Here is a 25,087-nt window from a genome sequence, read left to right as displayed (position 1 = left end):
CTCCCCAGGACGAGGTCGGCGCAGGCCGGCAGAACCGGCGCAGGGTCGACCGGACAGGCAGTCGGCCGGTGCCGGCCGGCAGTTGCCGGCCGGCACCGGCCAACGGCAGGTCAGCCGTTGCCGGCCGCTCGTGAGCGGACGTCGTCAGCGGCCTCCCGACCGTGCTGGCCGACCGACTGCGCCGCGTCCTTCGCGGCGTCCCGGACGCCCTCCACGCTCTCCTTCGCCGGCTCCTCGAGGTCGTGCGCGACGTCGCTCGCCGTCGACTTGATGTCGTCGACGAGCGGTCCGGCCTTCTCCTTCGCCGCCGTCGCCGCGCGCTGCTCGGTACGGGTGGAGGGGATGAGGGACGCGAGCGCGAACCCGACCCCGAAGGCGACCAGGCCGACGGCCAGCGGGTTGCCCTCCGTCCGCTCCCGCACCGCGCGCGGGGCCGAGCGAACGGAGTCCGCCGCGGACGAGGCGCTGTGCCGGGCGGAGTCGGCGACCGATGCCGCCTTCTCGCGTCCCTTGTCCGCCATGTCGTGGCTCGTGTCGCCCGCGGAGTCCATGGTGTGGTGCGCCTTGCCCATCACCCGCTCCTTGACGTCGGTCACGCGGGACTTCACCTTCTCCTTCTGCCGCTCCGCGATGTGGCTGGGAGTCACTCGGTCGCCGAGCGTGTCGACGTCATGGCTCAGCTCCTCGCGCGTGCGCTCGATGTTCTCCCGGATCTCGTTGGGATCGCTGGTGCTCATGAGTTCCTCTCCTCGTGTCCTCGCAGTGCGTCGGGGATCTTCTTGACCGAGTCAGCGGTCTGCGGCAGCCCCTCGACCGACTTGAGCTCGCTGCGCCCGCGCATCGCGAGCACCGCGGCGATCACGGCCCAGACGCCGGCCACGACCAGCGCCGACCAGCCACCGCCCATGACCGAGCCCAGCGCCCACCACAGGGCGAGCGACAGGAACAGCAGGACCATGTGGCCCGCCACGCCGGCGCCGCCGAACATCCCGGCGCCCTTCCCCGCACGCTTGGCGGACTGCGCGGCCTCGGCCTTCGCGAGCTCGACCTCCTGGCGGATCAGCGCCGAGAGGTCGCGGCTGACCTCACCGACGAGCTCTCCCACGCTTCTGTCGTCACGGCCGGGAGCGGCCCCCGGTGCTGCGCTGGACGGTGCTGCGCTGGAAGCAGCGAACGGGTCACGGGTGCTCGACATCTCGCTCACCTCCGGTGGTCTGCGGTCGGACGCCGTCGGCCGTCGGGGGCGGGAACGCCGGCGGCGTCTCGCCCGCGGACGACGGCACCTGCGGGTCCTGCGGCAGGTTGCTGTTCGCGAGGGCCGGGAACGCACCGCTCCGCCCGATGTCCGGCTCACCGCCCTGCGCGCCCGATCCGACCGGGCCTGCGCCCGTGCCGCTCAGGCCGCCTGCGTTCGTCGGAGCACCAGCCGTGGGTCGGGACCGGTCGACGTCACGCCGGGCCTCACCGGCACCACGACCGCCGCCTCCACTGCCGTCCCCGCCACCGGGGGCGTCCTTCGCACCGCGCAGGAGCCGCCCGACGAGCAGGCCGGCGCCCGCCGCCATCAGGATGAACATGCCCGGCCGGCGCCTGGCGAAGTCCTCGACCTCGTGCAGGACGTCGCTCGGCTCCCGCTCCTCGAACCACTGCGCGACCTGACCGGTGGCCGCCCCGGCGCGCTGCACCAGGTCGGTCGCGTAGCCCGGGTCGTCGCTGCCGCTGGACATCTGGCCCAGCTCGTCGCCGAGGGCGCGCAGCCCACCCGCGAGGTGCTCCTGCTGCGAAGCCACCTGGGAGCTCAGCTCGGTCCGCGTACGGTCAACCAGCCCGCGCGTGCGGTCGGTCGCCTCGTGGGCGACGTCGCGCGCACGCTCCTTCGCCTCGTGCATCGTCTCGCGGCCTGCCTCGCCGGCCTGTGACGCTGCCGCGCTGGCACGTTCCTTGACGCCGGTCGACTCCGTGCCGGCGTTGCTCTCTTCGCGGCCGGGTGACCAGGATCGCGAACCGGCCCCCGTGCCGTACGGAATGTCCGTTCCACTCATGTCGGACTCCTGTCGTCGTCCTCCCCGCCCGGATTCCTTCCGGGCGGGGCGAGCACGAGCCTCGGTGGCTCGTGCTCCACCGGTGCGGCCTCTTCCTGACCTCGGCCCCAACGTAAGACGGCAGGTGGCACTCGCAACCCGACGCACAAACCGCCATGCATCCCGGCGCTCGTCCGGCACCCGTCCGGCACCTGTCCGACGCGGGTCCCGGCGCTGCACGCCTCGCGAGTCGGCCGCTTCCGGCGCACGATAGGCGCGGCGTCGAGGAGAGGCGCGGCCGGTGCACGATCAGGAGCCTCCACATGACCACGACCCCAGTGCGGGACCACACGTCCACGAACGACGCCGGCCGGCGTGCCGCGCGCACCGCCGTCCGGCTTCCGCTCCCCCGTCCGCGGGGCGCGGTGAGCTCCGCGCTCCTCGCCGCGCTCACGGCCGGGCCCCCCTCCGACGACTGCGACGAGACGCGCGCCCGGCTCGCGCCCCTGCGGGCGGCGGTCGCCGACACCCTGCACCCCGACACCCTGCTGCCCGACACCCTGCACTCCGACACCCTGGGCGACGGCGTCGTGGACGGCGGCATCCTGCACGACGGGGACCTGCAGCTCGCTCTCACCGTCCTGTACGAGCTGCACCACCGCGGCGTGGACCGAGTCGACGACGCATGGGAGTGGGAGCCGTCGCTCCTGGCCGTGCGCCGGTCGCTCGAGGGCCCGTTCGAGGCTGCCGTCCGGGCGCGGGCCGGGCGGACCGAGTGCGACGCGACGGACGCCGCCGGCATCGCCCGGCGGCTGTTCGAGCTGGCCGAGGCCGACGACAGCCCCAGCATGGCGCGGTACGTCGCCAAGCACGCCGACGCCGAGCAGGCCCGTGAGTTCCTGGCCCTGCGCTCGATCTACCAGCTGATGGAGGCCGACCCCCACACCTGGGCGATCCCGCGGCTGTACGGCGCACCCAAGGCCGCGCTGGTGGAGATCCAGGCCGACGAGTACGGCGGCGGCCAGTCCGGCTCCCTGCACTCCGAGCTCTTCGCGACCACCATGCGCCGCGCCGGCCTCGACGACACCTACGGCAGGTACCTCGACGCCGCGCCGACGCCGGTGCTCGCCTCGCTGAACACCATGTCGCTGTTCGCGGTGCACCGCCGGCTCCGGGGTGCGATCGTCGGGCACCTGGCCGCGTACGAGATCACGTCGTCGGTCCCCAGCCGCCTGTACGGCAACGGGTTCCGGCGTCTCGGGCACGACGCCGACACCACGCGGTACTTCGACGAGCACGTGGAGGCCGACTCGGTCCACGAGCAGATCGCCGCGCGCGACCTCGCGGGCCGGCTCGTCGAGCAGGAGCCAGGGCTCCGCGACGACGTCCTCCTCGGGGCCGCCGCGTGCCTGGCCATCGAGGGCGACCTCGGCGCGTACGCGCTCAGCCGCTGGGAGCAGGGCTCCACCGCACTGCTCGAACCGCTCGACAGGGCCCCTGAGCAGGCATGACGCGAGCCCGAATGACGTCGATCTCACCTCTCGACTGTCCGAATCGTCCCTGCTGATCTATAGTCAGAGACTCGGAGTCATGAAGCGGCTCCCGGTCCGAATCGGATCTGGGAGGTTCACATGTCAGCCCTCACACAAGCCCAGGCAGCACTCGCGGACGGCGTCGGAGGCGACGGCGAAGCCCCATCACCCGGGTTCTCGGCAGGAGACCTGTCCCGCGCCCTCGGCCTCGGGACCAACCTGCTCGTGGGCCGTTACAGCGTCGAGCTCGCCTCGGGCGACTGGTGGTGGTCCGACGAGGTCTACACCATGCACGGATGGAAGCGGGACGAGGTCGAGCCTGGTCTCGAGGCGCTCCGCTCACGCAAGCACCCCGACGACCGGAGCCGCGTGGTCCGGGCGGCCGGGGAGGCCCTCCGGCTCGGCAGGCCCTTCGCCTGCGCGCACCGGATCGTGGACCGCAGCGGCCGGACCCGCTCGGTGGTCGTGACCGGCCAGGGTTCGCAGAGCGCCCGGAGCCGGTCGCCCCAGCTGGTCGGCTACGTCGTCGACGTGACGCCGGTCCAGAAGGAGGCGCTGGAGCGCAAGTCGGACGGCGCGGTGAACCGCGCGTTCGTCAGCCAGGCCGTGATCGAGCAGGTCAAGGGCGTCATCGTCGCAGTACGCGGCGTGGACGAGGCAGCAGCCACCGATCTCCTGGTCACTGCGGCCAAGGGTGCCGGCGTGTCCCTGCGGCTGGCGGCCGACCAGGTGATGGCGGCGCTGCGTGCCCAGGAGAACGGCGTCGTCGTCACCCCGGACGCGCTGACGCAGGCCCTGGAAGGCGTCAAGCCCGTCGGCCGACCGCGGGGTCACGACCCCCTGCTGACCCGGCGGCCGCGCAAGCGCCTGGAGAAGTAAACACCATCGACAGGGCCGGCGACAGCGCCACCAGGAGCAGCCCGGCCCGCGGCGCCAGCAGGAGCGCCGCCGACGCGTCCCACGTGTCGGCGGCGCGCCCCGCCAGTGCCGCCGCGAGCGCCGACCCGGCCGCGCTGGCGGAGTTGTTCCAGGTGAAGGCCTGGGTGAGCGCCGCGGGCCGGACCGTCTTCTCGGTCAGCACGGCCAGCAGCACGAGGGCCGGCGGTATCGCGGCCTCCGTGAGGACCACACCGACACCGAGCCAGGCCGCGGTGGGCGCGAGCGGAAGCAGGGCCGCCGTCGCCGTCAGGTAGGTGGTGGCGAGGACGAGCTGACGACGGGCCGGGGTGCTGTGCTGGCGCAGCCCGTAGAGCCAGCCGGCGAGCAGCCCGCTGAGGCTGGCGGCGGCGATGATCGGCGTCGCGACGGCGGGGGTGCCGTGGCCGACGGCGAAGGCGGTGACCGCCACGCCCATGGTGCCGAAGTAGAGGCCGATCGCGAGGTTGAGCAGCGCCAGGAGGAGGAAGGCCGGCCGCCGCAGGGTGGACGATTCGCGCGGCGCTCCCGCGACGCGCCGTTCGGTCGGGGGCGGGGCGGTGCGTCGCTGGGCGGCCAGGGCCGCGCCCCCGCCGAGGACGAGCGCCGCGGCGATAGCGGTGGCCAGGGCCGGGTGGCCGGCCGCGCCGAGCGCGGTCACCAGGACCGGTCCGACGAGGAAGGCCGTGGCGTTGGCGAGCGACTCCAGGGAGAAGGCGCTGGGCAGCTCGTCGGCGCGTTCGTGGCGGAGCAGGTGCGCCCAGCGGGCGGAGGACAGCGCGCCGAGCTGGGGCACGGCCGCGCCCGCGCAGGTGGCGGCCACGACGGCGGCGGCCGGCGTCGTCGACACGAGCAGGCCGACGACGGCGGCGCCGTGCCCGAGGAGGTAGAACGGCAGGACGCGGGTCTGGCCGAACCGGTCGACCAGCCGGGCCAGGTGCGGCCCGACGAGGGCCTCGGCCAGGGCGAACCCGGCGGTGGCGAGGCCCGCCGTGGCGTAGGAGCCGGTGCGGTCGTGCAGCAGCCAGACGAGGCCGAGGCCGGTCATGGCGATGCCGATGCGGCCGAGGGCAGCGGTGAGACAGAAGGCGGCGGCGCCGGGGGTGCGCAGCAGGAGGCCGTAGCCGGTGGCGGCTCGGGGCATGAGGTGTCCTCATCGCCGCACGGCGGGACGGGCCACCCGGGGTCGCCGGCGCCTACGTGCTAGGTGCGACCCGTGGCCCGCCGGGGGACATCCAGGACTGCGGTAGGGCGGGGCACGCGCCCCCTCCGCCGCCCCCGTCACCGGGCGGAACAGCTCTGCGGTCCAGGACAAGGCGGACCTGGACGACTGCACCGAAGATAGCAGGACGTCCGTCAGCCGCGCCGCCGCGAGATGGTCCGCCCGAGCCAGACCAGCGGGTCGTAGCGCTGGTCGGCCACGCGCTCCTTCATCGGGATCAGCGCGTTGTCGGTGATCTTGATGCCTTCCGGGCAGACGTCGGTGCAGCACTTGGTGATGTTGCACCGGCCGAGCCCGTGCTCCTCCTGTGCGGCGGGCACCCGGTCCGCGACGTCGAGCGGGTGCATCTCCAGCTCGGCGATCCGCATGAGGAACCGCGGGCCGGCGAACGACTCCTTGTTCTCCTCGTGGTCACGCACCACGTGACAGGTGTCCTGGCACAGGTAGCACTCGATGCACTTGCGGAACTCCTGCGACCGGTTGACGTCGACCTGCGCCATCCGGTACTCCCCCGGCGCCAGGTCGGCCGGTGGCGTGAACGACGGGATCTCGCGGGCCTTCGCGTAGTTGAACGACACGTCGGTGACGAGGTCCCGGATCACCGGGAACGTCCGCATGGGGGTCACGGTCACCACGTCGTCGCGCTCGAACACCGACATCCGGGTCATGCACAGCAGGCGCGGCTTCCCGTTGATCTCGGCCGAGCACGACCCGCACTTGCCCGCCTTGCAGTTCCACCGCACCGCGAGGTCGGGTGTCTGCGTGGCCTGCAGCCGGTGGAGGACGTCGAGCACCACCTCGCCCTCGTTGACCTCCACCCGGAAGTCGGCGAGCGCGCCGCCGTCGGCGTCCCCGCGCCAGATCCGGAACGTGCCCGTGTAGCTCATGCGGTGCCTCCCACTGGATCTGCCGGGCGCCCAGGATCTGCCGGGCGCCCGGGGTGCTCCGCCAGCTCGGCGTCCGTGTAGTACTTCTCGAGCTCGGCGAGGTCGAACAGTGCGAGCAGGTCCGCGCGCATCGGCACCCGTTCGGCGGGCTCGACGACGACGCGCGGCACCACCTGTTCGGTCTCCAGACCGTCAGCACCGTCGCGGGCGCAGCGGGTCACCAGCACCCGGTGGCGCCACTCGGGGTCGAGCCCGGGGTGGTCCTCGCGGGTGTGCCCGCCACGGCTCTCGGTGCGCAGCAGGGCCGAGGCCGCCACCGCCTCGCTGACCATGAGCATGTTGCGCAGGTCGAGCGCCAGGTGCCAGCCGGGGTTGTACTGGCGGTGCCCCTCGACGAACACCTGCCGCACCCGGGCGCGCAGCTCGCCGAGGCGCCGCTGCGCGTCGGCGACCTCCGACTCCGTGCGGATGATGCCGACCAGGTCGTTCATCATCCGCTGCAGCTCGGCGTGCAGGGTGTACGGGTTCTCGGCCCGGCCCGTGTCGTCCGCCCTGTCCTCCGGCGCGTCGAACGGGGCGAGCGTCAGCACGGCGGCCGCGTCGACGTCCTCGGCGCGCACGGCAGGACGACGCTCCAGGCCGACGACGTAGTCCGCCGCGCCGAGCCCCGCACGCCGGCCGAACACCAGCAGGTCGGAGAGCGAGTTGCCGCCGAGGCGGTTCGAGCCGTGCATCCCGCCCGCGCACTCCCCGGCCGCGAACAGCCCCGGCACCCGGGACTGCCCGCTGTCCGGGTCCACCTGGATGCCGCCCATCACGTAGTGGCACGTCGGGCCGACCTCCATCGGCTCGGCGGTGATGTCGACGTCGGCCAGCTCCTTGAACTGGTGGTACATCGACGGCAGGCGCCGCTTGATCTCCTCAGGCTTCATGCGGCTCGCGATGTCGAGGTACACGCCGCCGTGCGGGGAGCCGCGCCCTTCCTTGACCTCCGTGTTGATCGCGCGGGCCACCTCGTCGCGGGGCAGCAGGTCGGGCGTGCGGCGGTTGTTCTCCTGGTCCTCGTACCAGCGGTCCGCCTCGTCCTCGGTCTGGGCGTACTGCCCCTTGAACACGTCGGGCACGTAGTCGAACATGAAGCGCTTGCCGTCCGAGTTCTTCAGCACCCCGCCGTCGCCCCGCACGCCCTCGGTGACGAGGATGCCCTTGACGCTGGGCGGCCAGACCATGCCGGTCGGGTGGAACTGGACGAACTCCATGTCCACCAGGTCGGCGCCGGCGCGGAGCGCGAGGGCGTGGCCGTCCCCCGTGTACTCCCACGAGTTCGACGTGACCTGGAACGACTTGCCGATCCCGCCCGTGGCCAGCACCACCGCCGGCGCCGAGAAGACGACGAGCCGGCCCGACTCCCGCCAGTAGCCGAGCGCCCCGGCGACCGCGCCGTCAGGGCCCGCGGCCGGGTCCTTCAGGAGCTCCGTGACCGTGCACTCGGCGAACACCCGCAGGCGGGCCTCGTAGTCGCCGGTCTCGGCGAAGTCGTCCTGCTGCAGCGCGACGATGCGCTGCTGCATGGTGCGGAGCAGCTCGAGCCCGGTCCGGTCGCCGACGTGCGCGAGCCGCGGGTAGGTGTGCCCGCCGAAGTGGCGCTGGCTGATGCGCCCGTCCTTCGTGCGGTCGAACAGCGCGCCGTACGTCTCCAGCTCCCAGACCCGGTCGGGCGCCTCCTGCGCGTGCAGCTCCGCCATCCGCCAGTTGTTCAGGAACTTCCCGCCGCGCATGGTGTCGCGGAAGTGCACCTGCCACGAGTCGTTCTCGTTGGCGTTGCCCATGGCCGCGGCACACCCGCCCTCGGCCATCACCGTGTGCGCCTTGCCGAACAGCGACTTGCAGACGATCGCCGTCCTCAGCCCGCGTTCGCGCGCCTCGATGGCGGCCCGCAGCCCGGCGCCCCCGGCGCCGATGACGAGGACGTCGTAGTCGTGCCGTTCGATCTCCGTCAAGGCTGGGCTCCTGTCCAGTTATCCGACCAGGCGCAGGTCGGTGATGGTCCCGCTCGCGACGAGCGCGACGTAGAGGTCGGTCAGGATCAGCGTGCCGAGCGTGATCCACGCGAACGTCGCGTGCCGCGTGTTGAGCGCGGACACCCAGGTCCACAGGCGGTAGCGCACGGGATGCTTCGAGAAGTGCGTGAGGCGGCCGCCCATCACGTGCCGGCACGAGTGGCACGACGCCGTGTAGCACCACAGCAGCACGACGTTCACGAGCAGCACCAGGTTGCCCACGCCGACGACGAACCCGTCCGTCGGATGCCGGAACGCCACGATCGCGTCGTAGGTGTTGATGACCGCGATGACCAGCGCGGCATAGAAGAAGTACCGGTGGACGTTCTGCAGGACCAGCGGGAAGCGGGTCTCGCCGTGGTACGTCGCGTGCGGCTCCGGCACCGCGCACGCCGCGGGGGCGAGGGCGAACGACCGGTAGTACGCCTTGCGGTAGTAGTAGCAGGTCAGCCGGAACAGCAGCAGGAACGGCAGGCTGAGCGCCGCGTACGGGATCAGCGGGTGGTCCGGGAGGAACATCCCGAAGTGCGCCGCCCCCGGCTCCGACGCGCACCCGAGCGACACGCACGGCGAGTAGAACGGCGTGAGGTAGCGCTCGTCGGCGAAGAAGTACTTCTGCTGGAAGGTCCGCACCGTCGCGTACCCGATGAAGATCAGCAGGCCGACCGTGGTCGCCAGCGGTGGCAGCCACCACCGGTCCGACCGCAGGGTCCGCGCCTCGATCGCGGCGCGCCCCGGGCTGTCGACGCCGCGCCCGCCGACGCCGCGCCCGTCGGTGTCACGCGCGGTCGTCGTCACGACCGGTCGCCGTGGTAGCCGCCGAGCCCTTCGTCGTCGGCATCGCTGAACATCGCCTCGTCCAGCGGGGTGTCGGGCACGACGACGTGCTCGGGCACGCGGCCCGGCGTCGTCAGCTGCCGCAGGGGCTCCGCCGACGCGAGCTCTGCCGCGTCGATCTCCAGCCGCTCGAGGTCGTTCATGAGCCGACGCACCTCCGGCGCGTCACCGAAGGCGCTGCGCACCCCGGACACGCTCTGGCGCAGCTGCTCGATCGAACGGCGCAGCGTCACAAATTCGGTGTTCGCCATTCAGCACCTCCTGTGGCGACGCCCCTCACCACGGTGTGAGGTGCGTCACCCCAGACTCTGCCCTGAATGCGGCGACGAGGCAAGGGCGGCTCGCGCGCTACGGGTACTCGAGCCACCGATCGCCGACGGCGGCGCCGGGCGGGCGCGCGGCCCAGCCCGTCGCGACGATGACGTCGCGCGCGACGTCCGTGACGGCGCGCCCGCCGGTCGGCACCCGGACGACCGACGACGGCGCGGTCGCCTCGAGGTGCCGGGCCATGGAGCCGCTGCGCGCCACGTGGGCGTCGAGCTGGCTCCCGATCTCGCGCGTCCCGAGGCGCCGCCGTGCGGTCTCGTCATCGGCCGTCAGGAGCACGGCGACGATCCGGGGCGCACCAGCCATGGCCCGGCCGATCAGGCCGGGCTCCAGGACGGAGACGGTGTTCGTGTAGACCAGCCTGCGATAGCCCAGGGCGGCGTAGTTGCCCCAGATCGCCGCAAGGTTCGCCTCGGTCATCGCGGAGCGGTGCGGGTCGTCGGGCGGAGCGGGAAACGCCTGGTCGAGGTTGTCGCCCTCGATCAGGCAGTGGGCGACGCGCGAGGCCCGCAGCTGCGCGGAGACCTCCCAGCCGACAGTGGTCTTGCCGACACCGGAGCGGCCACCGATCAGCAGTGCCTCGAAGGCGGGATCGTTCGGGATGCGTGGTCTCCTTGATGGCGAGCTGTCTGTGGCCGGATGCTGGCACGTGACCTCAAGCCGGCGCCAGGGATTTGCCATGCCCGGTCCTAGGCCCTGGGCGCCCGTGCACGAGTCGCCGTACCGGCCCTTCGAGGGGTCGACCAGCACGAGCGGGTTGCCGAACGGGTCGGCGACGACCAGCGCCGCCACGGCGTCGGACACAGACGGATCGACCACGCTCGCGCTCGGCGCAGGGCTCGTGGTCGGCCGGTCGCCGCCGTCGTCCCCCGTGAGAAGGTGGTCGCGGCTCCTGCCGCGGTGTCCGCCGAAGCGGCGGCGCGAGACGCAGGTGCCCCGACGGAGGCAGAGCGTGAAGAGCCCTGACATGTCCCGCGCTGCTCGGCTCGCCGCCTACGGCGCCGCGTCCACGGCACTCTCGCTGTGCGGTGACCGCGAGCTGCGCGAGCTCGTGGACGCCGGCACACCGATCGGTACCGGGATCGGCGGCAGGACGATCCTGCTGGAGGTCGAAGGAACCCCGGTCTTCGTCAAGCAGGTGCGCCTCACCGACCGTGAGCTCCGGCCCGAGCACGTCCGCTCCACGGCGAACGTGTTCGAGCTGCCGGACTTCTGCCACTACGGCGTCGGCACCATCGGCGGCCCGGGGTTCGGAGCCTGGCGGGAGCTGGCCGTGCAGATCATGACGACGGGCTGGGTGATCGCGGGAGACCACGAGGGCTTCCCCCTGATGTACCACTGGCGGGTGCTCCCGGACGCCGGCCAGCCGCTTCCCGACGAGCTGGCCGACGTGGATCATGCTGTGGCGTACTGGGGAGGCGGGCCGGAGATACGTCACCGGATCGAGGCGCTGCAGCAGTCCACGACGAGCATCATGCTGTTCCTGGAGTACATCCCGCAGAACCTGCACGACTGGCTGGGCGTCCAGGTCGGGGCCGGCGACGAGGCCGCCGAGCGGGCCTGCGCCATGGTGGACAGCGAGCTGGCAGCGGGCATCTCGTTCATGAACGCCCGCGGGCTGCTGCACTTCGACGTCCACTTCCAGAACATCCTGACCGACGGCCGACGGCTCTACCTCGCCGACTACGGACTCGCGATCTCCACCCGCTTCGAGCTCACCGAGGGCGAGTCCGCCTTCTTCGACGCACACCGCGGCTACGACCGGCACTACGCCGCCACCCACCTGGTGAACTGGCTGGCCGTCGCTCTGTACGGGTACGGCCCGGAGGAACGCAGAGCGTTCGTGCGCTCCTGCGCGCAGGGGGCGGTACCAGAGGGCGCTCCGGCGGCCCTCGCAGCAGGTCTCCTCCGTGACGCGCCGGTCGCTGCGGTGATGGGAGACTTCTACCGCGAGTTCCAGCGGGTGAGCCGGGAAGCCTCGTACCCGCTGGCCGGCGAGGGCGTGCCGGTCACCTAGCGCGTGCCATCTAGACGCCCCGCACGACGGCGACGACGACGGGGAGGGACCGTGACGGACGATCCTCAGCCCGTGAGCCGGCCTGACGGCGGGGACGCGGCCTGCTGGCTCTCCGAGGTCTGCCCGGACTGCGGGGCGCTCAACGAGGACCCCGCCGGACGGTGCTGGCGCTGCGGCGCCGACCGCACCGAGGACGACACTCCCCCCGCCCCCGGCGGTTGACGCTGTGGTCACCGGGTCACCGGGTCACCGGGTCACCGGGTCACCGGCGACGGCCCTGGCGCGACACCCCGTCCATGCCCCAGCGCACGGCCCGGACGGCGGCTCCCCCGGCGGGACCACCGAGCGCCCGGCTGAACCGCGTGCCGACGTCGAGCTGGTCACGCGCCCACACGGGCAGCAGCGCGACGGCCCCCGCCGCGAGCAGGCGGTAGGGACCGCGCACCGGCCAGGGCAGCGGGGGCTCACGCAGCAGGAAGCGTGCGGTGTCGAGGGCAGCGGGCGTGGCCTCCAGCTCGCCACGGTAGGACTCCAGCCGGTCGGCCAGCTCACGCACCGTCTCGGGCACGTCCCTGGCACCGAGAGCGCGCGCGACACGGCCGGACTGGGCGACGTACTCGTCCGCCTCGTCCGGGTCGAGCGGCCGGACGCCGTAGCGCTGGTGCGCCGCCAGGAACGAGTCCGCCTCCGCGACGTGCACCCACGTGAGCAGGTGCGGGTCGCTCGCCCGGTACGGGCGGCCGTCCGGCGCCCTGCCCCGCACCCGGGCGTGGACGGCGCGCACCCGGTCGATCATCTCCTCGGCGTGCTCCGCCGTCGCGAACGTCGTGTACGCGAGGAACGTGGACGTGCGGGCGAGGCGCCCCCACGGGTCGCCCCGGTAGCCGGAGTGGCCGGCGACGCCCGCCATCGCGAGCGGGTGCAGCGACTGCAGCAGCAGCGCCCGCAGACCGCCGACGAAGGTCGCCGAGTCGCCGTGCACCCGCTGGATCGGGCTGTCGGGCGGGAACCAGCGGGGTCCGGGCGTGAGGTGGATCCGGTCGCGCGCCTCGTACCCGCCCGGCCCGGCGACCCGCAGGAAGAGCGCGTCACCCACCCGGGCACGCAGACGCTCGACGGGGTTCGCGACAACCGGCATACCACCAGTATCCGCCCGCCGGAGGCGGTGCTCAGACCAGCTCGCGCTCCCGGGCCGCCGTCGGCTCGCTGACCACGGGGTCCGCGTCGGCTCCGGCGACGGCGGGGCGCCGGCTCGGCGCCGTCCGGCCGTGCGTGGCGTACAGGACGAGCCCGACGAAGGTGAGCCCGCCCACGAGGTTCCCGATCACCGTCGGGATCTCGTTCCAGACCAGGTAGTCCATGATCGTGAAGTCGGCGCCGAGCAGGAGACCGGACGGGAACAGGAACATGTTCACGATCGAGTGCTCGAACCCCATGTAGAAGAACAGCATGATGGGCATCCACATCGCGGCCACCTTGCCGGTCACGCTGGTCGAGATCATCGCGAAGACCACGCCGGTGGACACCATCCAGTTGCACAGCACGCCGCGGACGAACAGCGTCAGCATGCCGGCAGCCCCGTGGTCGGCGTACCCGACGGTCCGGCCCTCGCCGATCTCGCCGATCGCCAGACCCACCTCGCTGGGCTCGGTCGAGAAGCCGTAGGTGAAGTAGATGGCCATCAGGACGGCCACCATGATCGCGCCGGCCAGGTTCCCCACGAACACCAGGCCCCAGTTGCGCAGCACCGCACGGACCGTGACCCCGGGCCGCTTGGCCAGCCACGCCAGGGGCGCGAGCGTGAAGACGCCGGTGAGCAGGTCGAACCCGAGCAGGTAGAGCATGACGAACCCGACGGGGAACAGGATCGCGCCGAGCAGGGGCTCCCCCGTCTGGGTGGACACCGTGACGGCGAACGCCGCGGCGATCGTGAGCAGGGCCGCACCCATGAACGACCTGATCAGGGTGTCCCGGGTCGACAGGTGCACCTTCGCCTCCCCCGCGTCGATCATGCGGGTCACGAGGTCCGCGGGCTTCACGTGGGTCATGGTTCTCCCAGGTCGGTCAGAGGGCGGGTCGGTGGTCAGAGGCGCCACCATGCGGTGGCGCCCCCTGACACGGAGACTCGCGAAGGCCCGTTTCGCGCCGCGTGCCGCGGCGTTACGTTCGGGGCGCTTTTTTCTCACGGCCCGCTGCCCGACGCCGAGAGCCCCGCCGCAGGGCTCAGCCGACGCCGATGTGCGGCATCTGGTCGAGGCGCTGCAGGATCACGCCCTCGCGGAGCGCCCAGGGGCAGATCTCCAGCTCGGTCAGGTCGAAGACGTCCATGCACGCCTCCGCGACGAGTGCGCCCGGCACGATCTGGTGAGCCCGGCTCGGCGAGACCCCCGGCAGCTTGGCCAGGTCGTCGAGCCCTGTGCGGGTCAGCTCGTCGACCCGGTCACGGAGCGCCTCGAGCGACAGCACCCGACGCACGAGCGGCCCCTCCGCCGCGGGGGCGGCCCCGCAGATGCGCGCGAGCGAACGAAACGTCTTGGACGTCGCGGCGGCGCGGTCGGGCCGTCCGGCGCGCAGCAGCGTCCCGGCGTTCTGCGCGATCTCGGCACGGAGGTCACGGCGCAGGGCATGCAGCGCCTCGGCGTCCGGCACGACGGCGAAGTGCGTGCGGGCCAGGCGCGCCGCCCCGAGCGGGAGCGACCACGCGGCGTCGGGCGCCTCGTCCGAGCCGCCCGCGATCTCCAGGGAGCCGCCGCCGATGTCGAACACGGCGAGCCGGCCGGCCGACCAGCCGAACCACCGGCGCACCGCCAGGAACGTCAGCCGGGCCTCGTCCTCGCCGCTCAGCACCTCCAGCCGCACCCCGGTGCGTTCCTGCACGGTCTTGAGCACCGTGTCGGAGTTCACGGCGTCGCGGACCGCCGACGTCGCGAACGCCAGCGTCTCCGCGCAGCCCCGCTCCTCGGCGACGCGCACGGCCTGTGCGGTGAACTCCACGAGGGCGTCGACACCGGCCGGGCTGACGCCGCCGTCGTCGTCCAGGTGCTCGGCGAGCCGCAGCGGCTGCTTGTGCGAGGACGCGGGCAGGGGCGCCGCGCCACCATGGGCGTCGACCACCAGCAGATGTCCCGTGTTGGACCCGATATCGAGAACGCCCAGACGCATGGAGCAGACGCTACCCCGGGTCGGGCCGGCGGCCCGTCAGCCGACCCAGAATCAGTCGACGCAGAACTCGTTGCCCTCGATGTCCTGCAGCGTGATGCAGGACTCGTTCTCCTCGTCAGCGAGCTGGGTGAGCACGTGGGTCGCGCCGAGCGCGATCAGCCGCGCGGCCTCGGCCTCGAGCACGGCGAGGCGCTCGTCACCCACGAGCCCGGTGCCCACCCGCACGTCGAGGTGCACGCGGTTCTTGACGATCTTGGCCTCCGGGACCCGCTGGAAGTAGAGCCGCGGGCCCACACCGGTGGGGTCCTGGCAGCCGAACCAGGAGTCCCGCTCCTCGGCGGGCAGCGAGCCGTTGTAGTCGTCCCAGGTGGCGAACCCTTCCGGCGGCGGCGGTACGACGTACCCCAGTACCTCGCACCAGAACCGGGCGACCCGCTCCGGCTCCGCGCAGTCGAACGTGACCTGGAACTTCTTGACCGACGACATGCGCAACACCGTAACCGGGCATGCCGGTCAGGGCCCACCTGATATCGGCGCCCGCCGGACGCCGCTACGCCCTGGCCGGCGCACGTTCCCCGGCGCCCGGCACGGTGCTGCCCGTCTCCATCCGGAGAGCGGCGACCAGCTCGGTGCCGAGCGCACCGAGGACCAGGGCGACGACGAGCACCGCCTTGTGCGGGCGGCAGAGGTCAGCCGCTCGACCCTGCACCGCTACTTCACCGACCGGCAGGCGCTCATGGACAGGGCGCGCGACGAGGGGGCCGTCGCCCCCGAGATCCCGACCACCTGGGCGGTCACGGTCTTCTACGCGCTGCTCTGCAGCGCCGCGGAGGTCAGCAACCAGGACCTGCCCCGCCACGTCGCCGCCGCCCTCGCGATGCAGTCCTTCCGGCGGGCGTCGCGCCCTGAGCGCGACGCCGCACCGGTCCGGGCCGGCCGTCGGGCTCAGTGCGGCGCGTCCGAGAGCGGCACGACCGCCGGCCGCTCGCACGTGCTCTCGACCGTGACCGCTACCCCGCTCCCCGCCGACGCGAGCAGCGACGTCATGATGTCGAGCACGTGGTACGCGACGTCGCCGCTCGCGCGGACAGGGACGCCCGGCGGCGTGACCGCGAGGTCGGCGACACCGTAGCCGCGTCCTGCGTCGCGGTACCCCGCGCCGGGCGGCAGGGTCCGCCAGGCGCCACCGAGCTCGTGGAGCTGCACGTCACCGTCGAACCTGTTGGGGTCCGGGACGACCAGCGAACCGGCCTGGCCGTGGACCTCGATCTCGGAGGCGCGGGTGGCGACCGAGTCGAAGCTCATCACGAGGGTCGACAGCGCGCCGGACGCGTGGCGGAGCACGCCGGTCACGTGCGTGTCGACGTCGACCGGGATGACGGCCCCCTGGCGGGGCCCGGACCCGATGGTGCGCGTCCCGCGGGTGTGGCTCGCGGTGCCGACGACGGAGGCGACCGGGCCGAGCAGCGTGACGAGCGTGGTCACGTAGTACGGGCCCATGTCGAGCAGCGGGCCTCCGCCGGGCTGGTAGTAGAAGTCGGGGTTCGGGTGCCAGCGCTCGTGGCCGGGCGTCATCATCGTCGCGGTCGCCGCGACCGGCTCGCCGATCGCACCGCCGTCGATCGCCGCCCGCGCCGTCTGCACGCCGGCGCCGAGCACCGTGTCGGGCGCGCAGCCCACGCGCACGCCTGCCGCACGGCCCGCGGCGAGGACGGCGCGCGCCTCCTCGAGCGTGGCCGCGAGCGGCTTCTCGCCGTAGACGTCCTTGCCCGCGGCGATCGCCTGCAGCGCGATCTCGGCGTGCGCGGCCGGGACCGTGAGGTTGAGGACCAGGTCCACCTCCGGGTCCGTGGTCAGCTCGTCGACCGTCAGCGCACGGACGCCCTGCTCCGCGGCGACCGCCGCGGCGCGGGTCGCGTCGAGGTCGGCGACCGCCACGAGCCGCACCACGCCGGGCCACGCCGTGCCGAGCCGTGCGAACGTGGACAGGTACTGGCCGGAGATCGCCCCGAGGCCGACGATCCCCACCCTCAACGGCTGGCCCACAGGATGCCCCTCTCGATGACGGTGCGGACGTTCGGGTCCTGCACGACGGCGAGATCGTGGCCCGGCGTCGAGACGAAGACGCGGCCCTGGCCCCACTGCCGGGTCCAGATCGCCGGGCAGGTGACCGGCCGGTGCCACGGGTCGAAGTCACGCGCGGCGAGCGTCGTGGTCGCGAGCACGTCGTTGTAGTCGTCGGACAGCACCCAGTACTGCTCGGTCGTCAGCTCGAAGCCGGAGATCCCGGCGACGATCGGGTGGTCGGCCCGCTCGGGGACGATGTCGACCGTGTGGCGCACGAAGTTGTCGGAGGCGTCGCCGGCCAGCTCGTCCGGGACGGCCCGGGGCGGGTGGGCCGCGAACTGCCCACCGATCAGCTGGAGGTAGTCCGCGCTGCTCCGGTACGAGTCGGCGATGCCGCCGTGCCACCCGGCCAGGCCCGTGCCGTTCCGCACGGCGGTGATCAGACCGCGGAGCTCGTCGCCCTCGATGGTGCTCATCGTGTTGGTCTGGACGACGACGTCGACCCCGGCCAGGTAGTCAGCGTCGGCGTAGACCGCCGTCGCGTCCTCGACCCGTACGTCGTACCCGTGCTCCTGGAGGAACAGGAGGAATGAGTCGGTGGTCTCGACGGGCTGGTGCCCGTCCCATCCCCCGCGCACGACCAGGGCGCGCTTCGTCGTCGAAGTAGTCATGTGGTGCTCGCTCCAAACATTGCGCAACATTGAGCCCGGCAGGGTGCCGCACCCCTTTGATACAGCACCACTCTGGCTCGATCAAGATCCAGAATGTTGCGCAACTTTCGCCGCCATGACTATGGTCACGGCATGCAGCAGACCCGCAGGACGACGCTCGCGGACGTGGCGAAGGCGGCCGGGACCACGGTGCCCACGGTGTCGAAGGTGCTGAGCGGCCGCTCCGACGTCTCGGCAGAGACCCGCTCGCGAGTCATGGGCATCGTCGCGGAGCTCGGCTATCGCGGGCGGTCCGGCCGGGACACGGCCACGCGCGGGGCGCACTCTCCGTTCGTCGACCTGGTGCTCAGCGGTGTCGAGGGCACCTGGGCGAACCGTGCGCTCAGCGGCGTCGAGCACGCCGCCGAGGAGGCGGGCGTCGACGTCGTCGTCTCGGTGGCCCGTCCGCCGGACGACGCGTGGCTGACCAGGCTGCTGGCCCGCCGGCTGCGCGGCGCGGTGCTGGCCCTCGTCGACACCACGAGCGAACAGCTCGCGACGCTGGCCGCCGCGCGGGTGCCCATCGTGCTGCTCGACCCCGTGTCGCAGCCGCCGAGCACCGTCGCGAGCGTCGGGGCCACCAACTGGGCGGGAGGGCGCGCCGCCGCGGAACACCTGCTCTCGCTCGGCCACCGGCGCTTCGCCGTGCTGGCCGGACGGCGCACGCACCTCTACAGCCAGGCGCGCATCGACGGGTTCCGCTCGGCCGTGGCGCAGGCCGGCGTCGAGCTTCCCGAAGGACGGGTGGCGCACACCGACTGGCAGCGTGCGAGCTCCGCCGAGCAGGCCACGCGGCTGTTGCGGGACACCCCGACGCCGACGGCGATCTTCGCCTGCTCCGACACCATGGCGCTCGGCGTGTACGACGCGGCGGCCACCCTGGGCCTCCGCATCCCCGAGGACGTCAGCGTCGTGGGCTTCGACGACTCCCCCGAGGCGCAGTGGGTGGGTCCCGCGCTGACCACCGTGCACCAGCCCATCGCCGAGATGGGCTCGGCGGCGCTCCGGATGCTGCTGCGGATCAGCGCCGACCAGCCGTCCGTCGCGCCGCGGGAGGAGCTCGCCACCACGCTCGTCGTGCGCGGGTCCACGGCCGCCGTCGCGGGTACCTGAACGGCGGGTGCGGCCCGGCTCAGCGCTCCCCGACGGGCGCCAGCCGGACCAGCGGGTCCGGGCTGTGCACACCACGCGGCCGGTAGCCGAGCGCGTCGGCGAGGCCCAGGTAGTCGGACAGGAGCCAGACGATGCTCAGCCACATCTCGGTGCCCTGGAGCCCGGCCACGGCGTCGGGGCCGTCGGTCGCGGGGGCGAAGGCGAACCCCGCGCCGTCGGTCCAGCTCCGCAGCGCCCGCCGCAGCTGGCCGCGCGCCCACGCCTCGCCCTCGGCGCGGCGGTGCCCGGTCTGCCGGGCGGCGAGCCAGAGGGGATGGATGACGTCGAGGACGTTGCAGGCGGTGTACCCCTCGGGCGTGGCCAGGTAGGGGTCGGCCGCGTGCTCCAGCACGGTGTCGACCGCCGCCTCCGGGTAGGGCAGCGGCAGCCCGAGCTGCGCGTACGAGCCGCGGGTGAGCCGGTAGAACCCGTTCACCGCCTGCAGCCAGCGGGGTGCGGGCTGCGGCGCGCCCCACATGCCCGTCCGGGGATCCGCCGCGGCCGACAGCCAGCCCATGAGCCCGTGGACCGGGCCGGTTCCGCCGTCGGCGAGCTCCGCCGAGAAGTCCGCGATGTTGAGGGCGCACGCCGTGGCGAGCGCGTCGACGGCGGCGCCGCTCCCCCAGGCCTGCGCGCCCCAGTCGCGTGCTTCGAGGGACCTGACGAGGTCACGCTCGGTCAGCGCGTGGACGGCCCGGACGGGGTACGGCAGGCGCCCGCCGAGCAGCCGGACCGCATAGCCGACGCTGAGGATGTGGTAGCTCGCGCTGCCGTCCATGGGGTCGAGCGGCTGTGCCGGGATGCGATCGGAGAGGCCGCTGTCGGAGAGGTCGCCCTCCGGGATCAGCCCGGTCGCCGGGTCCTGCCGCGCGGTGAGGCGTCGGACCAGGTCCGCGGCGTCGAACCCGGGCGGTGGCCCGTCGAGCAGCACGTCCGCGATCTCGACGGCGTCGGCCCACGGACGGACGGCGGGCTCCAGCAGCCCGGCCTCCGCGGCAGGCCGGTCGACGAACCGGCCGTCCTCGAAGCAGCGGGCCAGCAGGTCGCCGGCCTGCTCCCGGGCCCTGCCGGCGAACGACCGGAGCTCCGCGGCGAGGTCAGCGGTGGCGTCGGCGGCGTGCTCCCGGGCCGGGACGGCGCCCTTCTCCGTGCGACGGTCGCGGATGACCCGCGCCGGGTTGCCCGCGACGACCGCCCAGTCGGGCACGTCCTTCGTGACGACGGCGCCCGCGCCGACGATCACGTGGTCCCCGACCGTGACGCCGTCGAGGATCGTGGCGTTCGAGCCGATCCAGACGTCGTCGCCGAGCGTGATGCCCTTGCTCCACGTGCCCTGCTCGAAGATCGGCCGGTCGGTGGACATGCTGTGGTTGAACCCGAGGATCGACGTGTGCGCGCCGATGCGGACGCCGTCGCCCATCCGGATCTCGCCGCGGACCACGGCGTAGGGGTTGATCGAGCAGTCGGCGCCGATCGTCAGGTCGCCCGTCACGTAGGCGAGCGCCGCGATGTAGGTGCGGTCGCCCACCGCGAGCCGGTCGCAGAAGACCGCCGCGTTGGGCGCGATGAATACCCCTGCGCCGATCAGCGCCCCGGCGGCGACCAGCTCGCTCTGGCGGGCCTCCTGGGCCGCGCCCTCCGGGGATGTGGGGTCGTACTCCCAGGGAAGAAAGTCGATTCGTCGGACGCCCTCGGCCATGGAGTGATGCACGCCGGCAACCCTATCTTTCCCGCCCGTCCGCCCTGCCTGCCCGTCACGCGGCCGGTGCCTCGCGCGACTCCTCGGCGGCCGTCAGGAACTTCAGGAGGGCGCGCTCGTCGGCGTCCATCCAGCGGGACCCGCGGGAGGCGTTGGCGTGGGACCGCTCGATCAGGCGGTCGAGGTCGGCGCGGTCCTCGGCGAGGATCGCGGGGTGGATGTAGCTCTTGCGGCACACCGCCGGGGTGTTGTGCAGGTGGGCGGCCGTGATCCGGACGGCCTCGGCGCGCTGCGCGTCGTGCTCACGCCGGTTCGCGGGGTCGAGGCGGCGCAGGTGGCCGAAGGCGACCGCGCTGGCTCCCCAGGTCCGGAAGGTCTTGGCCGTGTAGTCGGCAGCGGTCACCCTGCCGAGGTAGTCGTTGACGTCGCGCGACCCGATGCTCTTCACCTCGTCGCCCTCCACGTACTGCAGCAGCTGCTGACCGGGCAGCTCCCGACAGCGGCGGACGATGTTCGCCACCCGCCGGTCGTGGACGACCACGTCGTGCGGCGTGCCCGACTTGCCGCGGAAGCGGAACCGCACCTCAGCCCCCTCGATGGTGGCGTGCCGGTTCCGCAGCGTCGTCAGCCCGAACGACTCGCCGGAACGCACGTACTCGTCGTTGCCGACGCGGATCAGCGTCTCGTCGAGCAGCCGGACGACGGTCGCGACCACACGGTCCGGGCCCAGCCGCGGCGCGCGCATGTCGGCGTCGACCCGCTTGCGCAGCGTCGTGAGCCCTTCGCCGAACTGCACCAGCTCGTGGAACTTGGCGGCGTCGCGGTGCTCGCGCCACCGGCGGTGGTACAGGTACTGCTTGCGGTTCTTGGCGTCGCGCCCCGTGGCCTGGATGTGCCCCGTCGCGTCGAGGCAGATCCACACGTCGGTCCACGCGGGCGGGACGGCGAGCGAGCGGATCCGCTCGAGCGTCTCCGGGTCGGTGACCCGTGCGCCCCGGTGGTCCACGTAGCTGAACCCCTTCCCGCGCCGGCGACGGTGGATGCCGTTGTCGGCGTCGCAGCTGTGGGTCAGGCCGTCCCCGACCGTGCCCATCGCCACCTCCTCCCGCCGCTCCTCCAGCCACTATGGCCCGACGGGCGCCCGCTGGCATCCGGCGCGCCGCCACCTGACCTGCGGCGGGGTACGGTCGTGTCCGAGAGCACGACGGAAGGCAACGATGAGCACCGAGACCCCGCGACACAGCGTCACCGCGACGACCCACATCGCCGAGCCCCCCGAGCGCGTCTGGGCCGTGCTCGTGCACCCGGGCGCACGATGGATGCTGGGCGCCAACATCGAGACGGACTTCCAGCCGGGCAGCCCCATCACGTTCGAGGGCCACTTCTTCGGCCGGGTGTTCGCGGACAAGGGCACCGTCATCGCCGTCGACCGGCCGCGGCTCCTGCACTTCACGCACTTCGCGCCGCTGAACGGCCTGGAGGACGTCCCCGAGAACTACCACGAGATCCGCATCGCGCTCGAGCCCGACGACGGTGGCACGCGGGTCACCGTCGTCGAGGAGAACATCGACACCGAACGGCACGCGATCGCCGCCGAGGGGTACTGGAAGGACGCGCTCGCCACGCTCGCGCACCGCGACGACGGCACCCGCGCGACGCACCGGTAGCCCTCCTGGACGGGTCGCACACTTCACCCAGGAACTCACCCAGAAACGTGTCGTAGGATGCGCAGTGCGAGGGGAGTACTTCCCCAACATCGTCCGGTCAGTACGGCGCACCAGCGACCTCGGGCGGCGGCCTTGCGGTGCAAGGTGAAGGAGACCTCGGAGCCATCGACCGTGGAGACTCCTTGCTCACCATCACCGGTTCTTCCTCCCCTGCCCTGACCTCGATCGCCACCCCCACCATGTGGGCCGTGACCATCCTCGCCGTCCTGGCCCTGCTGGCGGTGGACTTCCTCATCACCAGGCGCCCGCACGAGGTGTCCATGCGTGAGGCCCTGGGCTGGAGCGCCTTCTACATCGCCCTCCCCCTCGCCTTCGGTGGGTGGATTTGGGCCACCTTCGGCTCGGACACCGGCGTGCAGTACCTCACCGGGTACCTCGTCGAGAAGTCGCTGTCCGTCGACAACCTGTTCGTCTTCATGCTCCTGCTCACCGCCTTCGCGGTGCCGGCGGCGCTGCAGCAGCGCGTGCTCCTGCTCGGCATCGTCGGGGCGCTCGTGCTCCGCGGGATCTTCATCGCGCTCGGGGCGGCCGTCCTGGCCAACCTCAGCTGGGCGTTCCTGCTCTTCGGCGCGATCCTGCTCGCGACGGCGGTCAAGATCCTGGTCGACCAGGTCAAGGGCGGCGCGCACGACACCGACGTCTCGCAGATGCGGTCGGTCCGGCTGATCCGCCGCTTCATGCCCGTCACCGAGGACTACCGCGGGCCCCGGCTCTCGGTCCGCGAGAACGGGCGGCGCATGCTCACCCCGCTCGCGGTGGTGGTGGTCGCCGTCTTCGCCACCGACATCGTCTTCGCGGTCGACTCGGTCCCCGCCGTCTACGGCATCACGAGCGACCCGTACCTCGTGTTCGCGACCAACGCCTTCGCCCTGCTCGGCCTGCGCGCCCTGTACTTCGTGCTCCAGGGCGCCCTCAGCAAGCTGGTGCACCTCGGGTACGGGCTCGCGACGATCCTGGCGTTCATCGGCGTCAAGCTCGTGCTGCACTGGGCCCACGGCATCTGGGCGGGCGTCCCGGAGATCCCGACGCTCGCGTCGCTCGGCGTCATCATCGGCGTCCTCGCCATCGTCACCGCGACCAGCCTGTACGCCACCCGGGACTCCAGAGACCCGGAGACGTCGGCGCACGTCGCCGAGCCGGACCACCACCCCCAGGGCGTCGACGCACGCCGCGCCGACGCCGACGCGGCGCCGAGCGGGACCGAGACGGAAGCGCGGTGAGCTGACGGGCCGCCCGGATTCACCCGGGCGGCCCGTTCGAGCCCCCCAATCACGACAAATCCGCTTTGATGGGTGGGACCAGCACCGCGTCGACGCCAAGGAGACCTCCCGATGAGCCAGGCAGCCCAGGTGGGCACCGTCTACCAGTCCAGCCAGGAGCTGCTCGACGCCGACCTGCCCTACCTGAGCGTCGCGCTGGACGCGAGCGGGTACGCGGTGCAACGCGACGTGGACGGCAACTGGTACAGCGTGTCCTCCGTCGGGCCGGCGGACCTCGCCGAGGTCTACACCCTCATCCATCTCCCCGACCGGCCCCTGCCGACCACGTACGGCTCGGTGGTCATCGCCAACAACGGCACTCCCTTCATGCGCCGCTGGGACGCGGCCACCGACGAGCGGTTCGGCACCGAGCACTGGATAGGTCCCGACGGCGCCACCGTGACCGGCGAGCACCTGCGCCGCCTCGGCATCGCACGCGCCTGGGACGCGGGATCGCCCAACGGCGTATCGAGCGTCACCGGCTCCCGCGGCCGCTCGCGCGCGGCGCAGCACTCCCCCGGACGCTGAGGACGGCCGTCAGGCAGTCCCCGGTCACGGTGCGTCGGCCGCAGTTCCGGTCAGCCCGGTAGCGCGTCCAGGAAGCCGCGCGCGACCAGTGCGACCTCGCCGCCGACCCGTACGTTGTGGAGATCGGCGGGCGTGCCCTCGGGCAGGACGTGGAGCTCGCTGGGCCGGCCGGTGAACCGCCCCTGGTGGAGCACGAGCTCCACACCGGTGGGGACCACGCCGTGCCGGGCGAGGTAGGCACCGACGCACCCCGCCGCGCTCCCCGTGGCCACGTCCTCCATGATCCCGTCGTTGTTCCAGTGCCTGCCCTCCAGGGTGTCCGGGTCGATCAGGTAGGCGTACTGGGCTCCCTGCTCGGCCAGCAGGGCCGCGAAGTCGGGCCGCACGATCCGGGCCCGGTCCAGCCCGCCGCGGACCGGGACGATCAGGTAGCGCAGGCCCGTCGAGACCACCTCCAGGGGCAGGCCGCTGCTGCCGGAGCCCGCAGCGCCCGCCGTCGGGCCAGGCAGGTCGAGCGCCTCGTAGAGCGGCGCGACGGCGTCCCCCGCAACGGTGCCCAGGAACTCGGGCCGGCCCTGGTCGATGGTGGCGTGATAGCCGACGCCGCTGCGCCGGGTGGTGGCCCGCACCTGCCGGTCCCGGAGCTCGAAGACCCACTGCCGCGGCTGCGGGTCACCGGCGCTCGCGTGCAGGACCGCGGCCGCCCCCAGCAGCGGGTGCCCCGCGAAGGGCAGCTCCTCGAACAGGTCGAAGACGCGGGCGGCGACCGTCCCGTCCGCCGACACCGGCCCCAGGAAGATCGTCTCGAAGTGCCGCAGCTCCTGCGTGATGGTCAGCAGCTGGGCATCGGTGAGGTCCAGCGCGTCCGGCAGGACCGCCAGGCTGTTGCCCGTGTAGGGGCGCGACGCGAAGACGTCGACATGGTGGTAAGCGCGAGGCGTCGGAGAAGGCACCGGGCCATACCA

General features: G+C 72.9%; 27 protein-coding genes. 8 read left to right on the top strand and 19 right to left on the bottom strand.

The features are described from left to right. Positions 1–110: 110 nt before the first annotated feature. The 3 genes from LUM46_RS20810 to LUM46_RS20800 are packed head-to-tail and all read right to left on the bottom strand — an operon-like array spanning position 111 to position 2,042. The gene (locus LUM46_RS20810) at positions 111–737 is read right to left on the bottom strand and encodes a DUF3618 domain-containing protein (RefSeq protein ID WP_274996611.1); all 627 of its coding nucleotides are present in this window, start codon (positions 735–737) and stop codon (positions 111–113) included. Beyond that, positions 734–1,195 carry a phage holin family protein gene (locus LUM46_RS20805; RefSeq protein WP_274996610.1) on the bottom strand — a complete coding sequence of 154 codons (462 nt, stop codon included), beginning with the start codon at positions 1,193–1,195 and terminating at the stop codon, positions 734–736. The genes LUM46_RS20810 and LUM46_RS20805 overlap by 4 nt, the downstream gene beginning before the upstream one ends. Next, positions 1,179–2,042: a hypothetical protein gene (locus LUM46_RS20800; protein ID WP_274996609.1), complete on the bottom strand. Its 864-nt coding sequence runs from the start codon at positions 2,040–2,042 to the stop codon at positions 1,179–1,181. The genes LUM46_RS20805 and LUM46_RS20800 overlap by 17 nt, the downstream gene beginning before the upstream one ends. Before the next feature lie 302 nt (positions 2,043–2,344). Here LUM46_RS20800 and LUM46_RS20795 point away from each other — a divergent pair, with 302 nt between their 5' ends. After that, positions 2,345–3,532, top strand: a complete 1,188-nt coding sequence (locus LUM46_RS20795) for an iron-containing redox enzyme family protein (protein WP_274996607.1) — start codon at positions 2,345–2,347, stop codon at positions 3,530–3,532. Positions 3,533–3,652: 120 nt separating this feature from the next. Further along, the gene (locus LUM46_RS20790; RefSeq protein ID WP_274996605.1) at positions 3,653–4,432 is read left to right on the top strand and encodes a PAS and ANTAR domain-containing protein; all 780 of its coding nucleotides are present in this window, start codon (positions 3,653–3,655) and stop codon (positions 4,430–4,432) included. On the opposite strand, the gene LUM46_RS20785 is transcribed toward LUM46_RS20790, so the two are convergent. The 6 genes from LUM46_RS20785 to LUM46_RS20760 all read right to left on the bottom strand — a co-directional run bounded on the left by LUM46_RS20785 (position 4,359) and on the right by LUM46_RS20760 (position 10,770). Then, complete coding sequence (locus LUM46_RS20785; protein ID WP_274996604.1) at positions 4,359–5,612, bottom strand: MFS transporter; 1,254 nt, start codon at positions 5,610–5,612, stop codon at positions 4,359–4,361. The two genes, LUM46_RS20790 and LUM46_RS20785, sit on opposite strands and share 74 nt — an antisense overlap. A gap of 212 nt (positions 5,613–5,824) precedes the next feature. Continuing rightward, positions 5,825–6,577 carry a succinate dehydrogenase/fumarate reductase iron-sulfur subunit gene (locus tag LUM46_RS20780; protein ID WP_274996603.1) on the bottom strand — a complete coding sequence of 251 codons (753 nt, stop codon included), beginning with the start codon at positions 6,575–6,577 and terminating at the stop codon, positions 5,825–5,827. Beyond that, positions 6,574–8,577, bottom strand: coding sequence for a fumarate reductase/succinate dehydrogenase flavoprotein subunit (locus LUM46_RS20775; protein WP_274996601.1), 2,004 nt, complete (start codon positions 8,575–8,577; stop codon positions 6,574–6,576). Before LUM46_RS20775 ends, LUM46_RS20780 begins: the two co-directional genes overlap by 4 nt. 18 nt (positions 8,578–8,595) lie before the next feature. Then, entirely contained in the window at positions 8,596–9,435 is an 840-nt protein-coding gene (locus tag LUM46_RS20770; RefSeq protein WP_274996600.1) for a hypothetical protein, read from the bottom strand. Beyond that, positions 9,432–9,725: a hypothetical protein gene (locus LUM46_RS20765; protein ID WP_274996599.1), complete on the bottom strand. Its 294-nt coding sequence runs from the start codon at positions 9,723–9,725 to the stop codon at positions 9,432–9,434. The genes LUM46_RS20770 and LUM46_RS20765 overlap by 4 nt, the downstream gene beginning before the upstream one ends. A gap of 97 nt (positions 9,726–9,822) precedes the next feature. Next, positions 9,823–10,770, bottom strand: coding sequence for a P-loop NTPase family protein (locus tag LUM46_RS20760; protein ID WP_274996598.1), 948 nt, complete (start codon positions 10,768–10,770; stop codon positions 9,823–9,825). Here LUM46_RS20760 and LUM46_RS20755 point away from each other — a divergent pair. After that, entirely contained in the window at positions 10,754–11,818 is a 1,065-nt protein-coding gene (locus LUM46_RS20755) for a protein kinase family protein (protein WP_274996596.1), read from the top strand. The genes LUM46_RS20760 and LUM46_RS20755 overlap by 17 nt on opposite strands. Positions 11,819–11,869: 51 nt before the next feature. Further along, positions 11,870–12,040 (top strand): hypothetical protein, encoded by a 171-nt coding sequence (locus LUM46_RS20750; RefSeq protein ID WP_274996594.1) that lies wholly within the window; start codon positions 11,870–11,872, stop codon positions 12,038–12,040. A gap of 40 nt (positions 12,041–12,080) precedes the next feature. Here the strand turns inward: LUM46_RS20750 and LUM46_RS20745 are convergent, their stop codons facing one another. From LUM46_RS20745 to LUM46_RS20715, 7 genes are all read right to left on the bottom strand, one after another. Continuing rightward, entirely contained in the window at positions 12,081–12,956 is an 876-nt protein-coding gene (locus LUM46_RS20745; RefSeq protein ID WP_274996592.1) for an oxygenase MpaB family protein, read from the bottom strand. A 31-nt stretch (positions 12,957–12,987) separates the two neighbouring features. Continuing rightward, positions 12,988–13,866: a formate/nitrite transporter family protein gene (locus LUM46_RS20740; protein WP_274996590.1), complete on the bottom strand. Its 879-nt coding sequence runs from the start codon at positions 13,864–13,866 to the stop codon at positions 12,988–12,990. A gap of 175 nt (positions 13,867–14,041) precedes the next feature. Then, a complete protein-coding gene (locus tag LUM46_RS20735) occupies positions 14,042–14,980 on the bottom strand; it encodes a Ppx/GppA phosphatase family protein (RefSeq protein WP_274996589.1) in 939 nt (312 codons plus the stop codon). A 51-nt stretch (positions 14,981–15,031) separates the two neighbouring features. Continuing rightward, positions 15,032–15,466: a VOC family protein gene (locus LUM46_RS20730; protein WP_274996587.1), complete on the bottom strand. Its 435-nt coding sequence runs from the start codon at positions 15,464–15,466 to the stop codon at positions 15,032–15,034. 64 nt (positions 15,467–15,530) lie between these two features. Then, positions 15,531–15,689, bottom strand: a complete 159-nt coding sequence (locus LUM46_RS20725) for a hypothetical protein (protein WP_274996586.1) — start codon at positions 15,687–15,689, stop codon at positions 15,531–15,533. 236 nt (positions 15,690–15,925) lie between these two features. After that, on the bottom strand, positions 15,926–17,026 hold the full coding sequence (locus LUM46_RS20720; protein WP_274996584.1) for a Gfo/Idh/MocA family protein: 1,101 nt from the start codon (positions 17,024–17,026) through the stop codon (positions 15,926–15,928). Then, on the bottom strand, positions 17,011–17,718 hold the full coding sequence (locus tag LUM46_RS20715; RefSeq protein WP_274996583.1) for a ThuA domain-containing protein: 708 nt from the start codon (positions 17,716–17,718) through the stop codon (positions 17,011–17,013). The genes LUM46_RS20720 and LUM46_RS20715 overlap by 16 nt, the downstream gene beginning before the upstream one ends. 132 nt (positions 17,719–17,850) lie before the next feature. Between LUM46_RS20715 and LUM46_RS20710 the strand changes: the two genes are divergently transcribed. After that, positions 17,851–18,870, top strand: a complete 1,020-nt coding sequence (locus LUM46_RS20710) for a LacI family DNA-binding transcriptional regulator (RefSeq protein WP_274996581.1) — start codon at positions 17,851–17,853, stop codon at positions 18,868–18,870. A gap of 19 nt (positions 18,871–18,889) precedes the next feature. Here LUM46_RS20710 and LUM46_RS20705 read toward each other — a convergent pair whose 3' ends face one another. Both LUM46_RS20705 and LUM46_RS20700 read right to left on the bottom strand, forming a co-directional pair. Continuing rightward, positions 18,890–20,620 (bottom strand): acyltransferase, encoded by a 1,731-nt coding sequence (locus LUM46_RS20705; RefSeq protein WP_274996580.1) that lies wholly within the window; start codon positions 20,618–20,620, stop codon positions 18,890–18,892. Positions 20,621–20,663: 43 nt separating this feature from the next. Beyond that, complete coding sequence (locus LUM46_RS20700) at positions 20,664–21,701, bottom strand: DNA topoisomerase IB (RefSeq protein WP_274996578.1); 1,038 nt, start codon at positions 21,699–21,701, stop codon at positions 20,664–20,666. A 124-nt stretch (positions 21,702–21,825) separates the two neighbouring features. On the opposite strand from LUM46_RS20700, the gene LUM46_RS20695 reads away from it, so the two are divergent. The 3 genes from LUM46_RS20695 (at position 21,826) to LUM46_RS20685 (ending at position 24,122) form a co-directional block, all read left to right on the top strand. Continuing rightward, entirely contained in the window at positions 21,826–22,275 is a 450-nt protein-coding gene (locus tag LUM46_RS20695) for an SRPBCC family protein (protein ID WP_274996575.1), read from the top strand. Between the two features lie 239 nt (positions 22,276–22,514). Continuing rightward, complete coding sequence (locus LUM46_RS20690; RefSeq protein WP_274996793.1) at positions 22,515–23,555, top strand: TerC family protein; 1,041 nt, start codon at positions 22,515–22,517, stop codon at positions 23,553–23,555. A 111-nt stretch (positions 23,556–23,666) separates the two neighbouring features. Continuing rightward, positions 23,667–24,122: a hypothetical protein gene (locus LUM46_RS20685; RefSeq protein WP_274996573.1), complete on the top strand. Its 456-nt coding sequence runs from the start codon at positions 23,667–23,669 to the stop codon at positions 24,120–24,122. A 50-nt stretch (positions 24,123–24,172) separates the two neighbouring features. Here LUM46_RS20685 and LUM46_RS20680 read toward each other — a convergent pair whose 3' ends face one another. Further along, positions 24,173–25,075 (bottom strand): PhzF family phenazine biosynthesis protein, encoded by a 903-nt coding sequence (locus LUM46_RS20680; protein ID WP_274996571.1) that lies wholly within the window; start codon positions 25,073–25,075, stop codon positions 24,173–24,175. Between the last annotated feature and the right edge of the window lie 12 nt (positions 25,076–25,087).

Origin of the sequence: Promicromonospora iranensis, from assembly GCF_028994805.1 — a bacterium.
In the GTDB taxonomy this organism is placed as follows: Bacteria; Actinomycetota; Actinomycetes; order Actinomycetales; family Cellulomonadaceae; genus Promicromonospora; species Promicromonospora iranensis.
Note: the sequence above shows the minus strand (reverse complement) of the source record. Positions and strands in the feature narration are given on the sequence as shown.

What these genes read in the sequence shown, in the direction of transcription:
- LUM46_RS20810 (WP_274996611.1), bottom strand. Translation starts at nt 737, where the DNA reads ATGAGCACCAGCGATCCCAACGAGATCCGGGAGAACATCGAGCGCACG.
- LUM46_RS20805 (WP_274996610.1), bottom strand. Translation starts at nt 1,195, where the DNA reads ATGTCGAGCACCCGTGACCCGTTCGCTGCTTCCAGCGCAGCACCGTCC.
- LUM46_RS20800 (WP_274996609.1), bottom strand. Translation starts at nt 2,042, where the DNA reads ATGAGTGGAACGGACATTCCGTACGGCACGGGGGCCGGTTCGCGATCC.
- LUM46_RS20795 (WP_274996607.1), top strand. Translation starts at nt 2,345, where the DNA reads ATGACCACGACCCCAGTGCGGGACCACACGTCCACGAACGACGCCGGC.
- LUM46_RS20790 (WP_274996605.1), top strand. Translation starts at nt 3,653, where the DNA reads ATGTCAGCCCTCACACAAGCCCAGGCAGCACTCGCGGACGGCGTCGGA.
- LUM46_RS20785 (WP_274996604.1), bottom strand. Translation starts at nt 5,612, where the DNA reads ATGCCCCGAGCCGCCACCGGCTACGGCCTCCTGCTGCGCACCCCCGGC.
- LUM46_RS20780 (WP_274996603.1), bottom strand. Translation starts at nt 6,577, where the DNA reads ATGAGCTACACGGGCACGTTCCGGATCTGGCGCGGGGACGCCGACGGC.
- LUM46_RS20765 (WP_274996599.1), bottom strand. Translation starts at nt 9,725, where the DNA reads ATGGCGAACACCGAATTTGTGACGCTGCGCCGTTCGATCGAGCAGCTG.
- LUM46_RS20760 (WP_274996598.1), bottom strand. Translation starts at nt 10,770, where the DNA reads ATGTCAGGGCTCTTCACGCTCTGCCTCCGTCGGGGCACCTGCGTCTCG.
- LUM46_RS20745 (WP_274996592.1), bottom strand. Translation starts at nt 12,956, where the DNA reads ATGCCGGTTGTCGCGAACCCCGTCGAGCGTCTGCGTGCCCGGGTGGGT.
- LUM46_RS20740 (WP_274996590.1), bottom strand. Translation starts at nt 13,866, where the DNA reads ATGACCCACGTGAAGCCCGCGGACCTCGTGACCCGCATGATCGACGCG.
- LUM46_RS20735 (WP_274996589.1), bottom strand. Translation starts at nt 14,980, where the DNA reads ATGCGTCTGGGCGTTCTCGATATCGGGTCCAACACGGGACATCTGCTG.
- LUM46_RS20730 (WP_274996587.1), bottom strand. Translation starts at nt 15,466, where the DNA reads ATGTCGTCGGTCAAGAAGTTCCAGGTCACGTTCGACTGCGCGGAGCCG.
- LUM46_RS20715 (WP_274996583.1), bottom strand. Translation starts at nt 17,718, where the DNA reads ATGACTACTTCGACGACGAAGCGCGCCCTGGTCGTGCGCGGGGGATGG.
- LUM46_RS20710 (WP_274996581.1), top strand. Translation starts at nt 17,851, where the DNA reads ATGCAGCAGACCCGCAGGACGACGCTCGCGGACGTGGCGAAGGCGGCC.
- LUM46_RS20700 (WP_274996578.1), bottom strand. Translation starts at nt 21,701, where the DNA reads ATGGGCACGGTCGGGGACGGCCTGACCCACAGCTGCGACGCCGACAAC.
- LUM46_RS20695 (WP_274996575.1), top strand. Translation starts at nt 21,826, where the DNA reads ATGAGCACCGAGACCCCGCGACACAGCGTCACCGCGACGACCCACATC.
- LUM46_RS20690 (WP_274996793.1), top strand. Translation starts at nt 22,515, where the DNA reads ATGTGGGCCGTGACCATCCTCGCCGTCCTGGCCCTGCTGGCGGTGGAC.
- LUM46_RS20685 (WP_274996573.1), top strand. Translation starts at nt 23,667, where the DNA reads ATGAGCCAGGCAGCCCAGGTGGGCACCGTCTACCAGTCCAGCCAGGAG.